The 4,152-nt window shown below is 59.1% G+C and carries 2 pseudogenes; one reads left to right on the top strand and one right to left on the bottom strand.

The annotated features are described in order from the left end of the window. Window positions 1-38: 38 nt before the first annotated feature. Window positions 39-1,296 (bottom strand): annotated as a pseudogene (icd, locus tag HT737_RS26055) (NADP-dependent isocitrate dehydrogenase). A gap of 480 nt (window positions 1,297-1,776) precedes the next feature. Here icd and HT737_RS26050 point away from each other — a divergent pair. Then, a pseudogene (locus tag HT737_RS26050) lies at window positions 1,777-4,004 on the top strand (NADP-dependent isocitrate dehydrogenase). The last annotated feature ends 148 nt before the right edge of the window (window positions 4,005-4,152 follow it).

Below are 4,152 nucleotides of genomic sequence, written 5' to 3'. Positions count from 1 at the left end.
ATCACTCGAGCCGGGCGGTTTTGTTGCAACTGCCTTTCTTACATGTGCTTGACGATCGCTTCACCGAAGCCCGAAGAAGACACCAGCGTGGCGCCTTCCATCAGACGTTCGAAGTCGTAAGTCACGGTCTTGGCCTTGATGGCGCCATTGGTGCCCTTGATGATCAGGTCAGCCGCTTCGGTCCAGCCCAGATGACGCAGCATCATCTCGGCCGACAGAATCACCGAGCCCGGGTTGACCTGGTCCTTGCCGGCGTACTTCGGCGCGGTACCGTGGGTCGCCTCGAACATGGCCACGGTGTCGGACAGGTTGGCGCCCGGCGCAATACCGATACCACCCACTTCAGCCGCCAGGGCATCGGAGAGGTAGTCACCGTTGAGGTTCAGCGTGGCGATCACATCGTATTCGGCCGGACGCAGCAGGATCTGCTGGAGCATGGCGTCGGCGATGGCATCCTTGACGATGACCTCACGGCCGGTTTTCGGGTTCTTGAATTTCATCCATGGGCCGCCATCGAGCAGCTCGGCGCCGAATTCTTCCTTCGCCACCTCGTAACCCCAGTCCTTGAAGGCACCTTCGGTGAATTTCATGATGTTGCCCTTGTGCACGATGGTCAGCGACTTGCGGTCGTTGTCCACCACGTATTGCAAGGCCTTACGCACCAGACGTTTGGTGCCTTCCTTGGAAACAGGCTTGATGCCGATACCGCAATCCTGGTCAAAACGGATCTTGGTGACGCCCATTTCTTCTTTCAGAAACTTGATGACTTTGGTGGCCTCAGGAGAGCCGGCCTTCCATTCGATGCCGGCATAGATGTCTTCGGAGTTCTCGCGGAAGATCACCATGTCGACGTCGCCAGGCTTTTTTCACCGGGCTCGGCACGCCTTCGAACCACACCACAGGGCGCAGGCAGACATAGAGATCGAGCTGCTGGCGCAGGGCCACGTTGAGGGAGCGGATGCCGCCACCGACCGGGGTGGTCAGCGGGCCCTTGATGGAGACCACGTAATCCTTGACGGCGTCCAGGGTTTCCTGGGGCAGCCAGGTATCCTGGTCATAGACCTGAGTTGCTTTTTCGCCAGCATAAACCTCCATCCAGGAAATCTTGCGCTTGCCCCCGTAGGCCTTGGCCACGGCAGCATCAACCACTTTGATCATCACCGGGCTGACGTCGACGCCAATGCCGTCACCTTCAATGAAGGGGATGATCGGGTTATCAGGAACATTGAGAGAATGGTCTGCATTGACGGTGATTTTGTCGCCGACGGCTGGAACCTGAATCTTCTTGTAACCCATGCTGAACTCCATTGTTTGGATTGAACATCTGGCTTGGTTCGAGCGTAACCCAGTTAAATCAACACGCAAACCCTCTGTTCACGACGCGGGCACATCTGGTTTCGTACAAGCCTGAAAGCAAAGGGAAAAGCGCCAAACTCAAGCATTCCCGGCGACTCTACGCCCCACCCCGCCCTGCGACCTTTAGACCAATGGACGAGACCGGTTGCATATGAACCATCGGCAGATTGCCAGCTACCTATGTATAATGCCGCCCGCTGACCAAAGGGTCACGACGGCTGGCCTCTCTAGCACGAGACTTTCCGCCTGATTGGTCGGGTTGTTACCGCAGCCTGACTGCTTGACGCTCAACGATGCACCCAACATCACCGCGAAGATTCTCGACATTCGGTTCATGGATGACTTTGAACGAACGCGCTTACCCGGCGCCCCTCGAGTTTCTGCGCACGCTTTAGCAAAGAAGAGAGAGTTAATCCGAATATGCCCACCCGCTCGAAGATCATCTATACCTTCACCGACGAAGCTCCAGCCCTCGCCACCTATTCCCTGCTGCCGATCATCGAGGCTTACACCGCCTCGGCCGATATCGCCGTGGAAACCCGCGATATCTCTCTTGCAGCACGCATCCTGGCCAGCTTCCCCGAGCAACTGGGCGACAAAGCCGTAGCTGACCACCTCGCCGAACTGGGCGCCCTGGCCGTTACGCCTGAAGCCAACATCATCAAGCTGCCGAACATCAGTGCTTCGGTACCTCAGCTGCAAGCGGCAATCAAAGAGCTGCAAGCCCAGGGTTACAACCTGCCGGACTACCCGGAAACCGTGACCAACGACGCCGAAAAAGAAGCCAAGGCGCGTTACGACAAGGTCAAGGGCAGCGCCGTGAACCCGGTTCTGCGTGAAGGCAACTCCGACCGCCGCGCTCCGCTGTCGGTCAAGAACTATGCGCGCAAGCACCCGCACAAAATGGGCGCCTGGGCCAAAGACTCCAAGTCCCACGTCGCTCACATGAGCACCGGCGATTTCTACGGCAGCGAAAAAAGCTGCCCTGATCGACGCCGCTGACGCTGTGAAGATCGAACTGATCGCCAAAGATGGCACCGCGACCGTCCTGAAAGAAAAAAACCAGCGTTCAGGCCGGCGAGATCCTCGACTGCGCCGTGATGAGCAAAAACGCCCTGCGTGCGTTCATCGCCGCTGAAATCGACAGCGCCAAGGCGCAAGGCGTACTGCTCTCGGTGCACCTGAAAGCGACCATGATGAAGGTTTCCGACCCGATCATGTTCGGCCAGATCGTTGCCGAGTTCTATAAAGACGCCCTGACCAAGCACGCTGACGTGCTGGCCCAGATCGGCTTCAACCTGAACAACGGCATTGGCGATCTGTACGCGCGCATCAAGGCCCTGCCGGCCGAGCAGCAAGCGCAGATCGAAGCCGATATCGCCGCGGTCTACGCCGCGCGTCCGTCGCTGGCGATGGTCAACTCCGACAAGGGCATCACCAACCTGCACGTGCCGAGCGACGTCATCGTCGACGCCTCGATGCCGGCGATGATCCGTGACTCCGGCAAGATGTGGGGCACCGACGGTCAACTGCACGACACCAAGGCAGTGATCCCGGATCGTTGCTACGCCACCATCTACCAGGCCGTGATCGAAGATTGCAAAGCCAACGGTGCGTTCGATCCGACCACCATGGGCAGCGTGCCAAACGTTGGCCTGATGGCGAAGAAAGCCGAAGAGTACGGCTCGCACGACAAGACGTTCCAGATCAAGGCTGACGGCGTGGTTCGCGTCACCGACAGCAAGGGCAACCTGCTGATGGAACAGGCTGTTGAAGCCGGCGACATCTTCCGCATGTGCCAGACCAAAGACGCGCCGATTCAGGACTGGGTCAAACTGGCCGTCAACCGCGCTCGCGCCAGCAGCACCCCGGCGATCTTCTGGCTGGACCCGATGCGCGCCCACGACGGCGTGGTCATCGAGAAGGTTCAGGCGTACCTGAAGGATCACGACACCAGCGGCCTGGACATCCAGATCATGGCGCCGGTCGATGCCATGAAGTACACCCTGCAGCGCACTCGCGAAGGCAAGGACACCATTTCGGTGACCGGCAACGTCCTGCGCGACTACCTGACCGACCTGTTCCCGATCATGGAACTGGGCACCAGCGCCAAGATGCTGTCGATCGTACCGCTGATGAACGGCGGTGGCCTGTTCGAAACCGGCGCTGGCGGTTCGGCACCGAAGCACGTGCAGCAACTGGTCGAAGAAAACTTCCTGCGCTGGGATTCGCTGGGCGAATTCCTCGCGCTGGCAGCGTCCCTCGAGCATTTGGGTGTGAACTACAACAACCCGAAAGCACTGGTTCTGTCCAAGACCCTGGATCAGGCCACTGGCCAGTTCCTCGACAACAACAAGTCGCCATCGCGCAAAGTCGGCAACATCGACAACCGTGGCAGCCACTTCTACCTGGCGCTGTACTGGGCTCAGGCCCTGGCCGCCCAGACCGAAGACGCGGCACTGCAAGCGCAGTTCGCGACCCTGGCCAAAACCCTGACCGAGAACGAGGCGACCATCGTTGCCGAGCTCAACGGCGTACAGGGCAAGCCAGTGGACATCGGTGGTTACTACCACGCCGACGCCGAGCTGATCAGCAAGGCCATGCGCCCAAGCGCAACCTTCAACGCGGCGATTGCTGCGCTGGTTTAAGGTTGTAAGGGAACATCACAAACCCCGGCCGTGTGCCGGGGTTTGTGTTTCCAGAATTCACAAAAATCCCCTGTGGGAGCGAGCCTGCTCGCGAATGCGGTTTATCATTCACCACCTTCGTTGACTGACCCACAGCGTTCGCGAGCAG

The organism is Pseudomonas sp. MD195_PC81_125 (assembly GCF_014060985.1).
Taxonomy (GTDB): Bacteria; Pseudomonadota; Gammaproteobacteria; order Pseudomonadales; family Pseudomonadaceae; genus Aquipseudomonas; species Aquipseudomonas parakoreensis.
The sequence above is the reverse complement of the archived record's forward strand: the minus strand, read 5'-3'. Positions and strand labels throughout refer to the sequence as shown.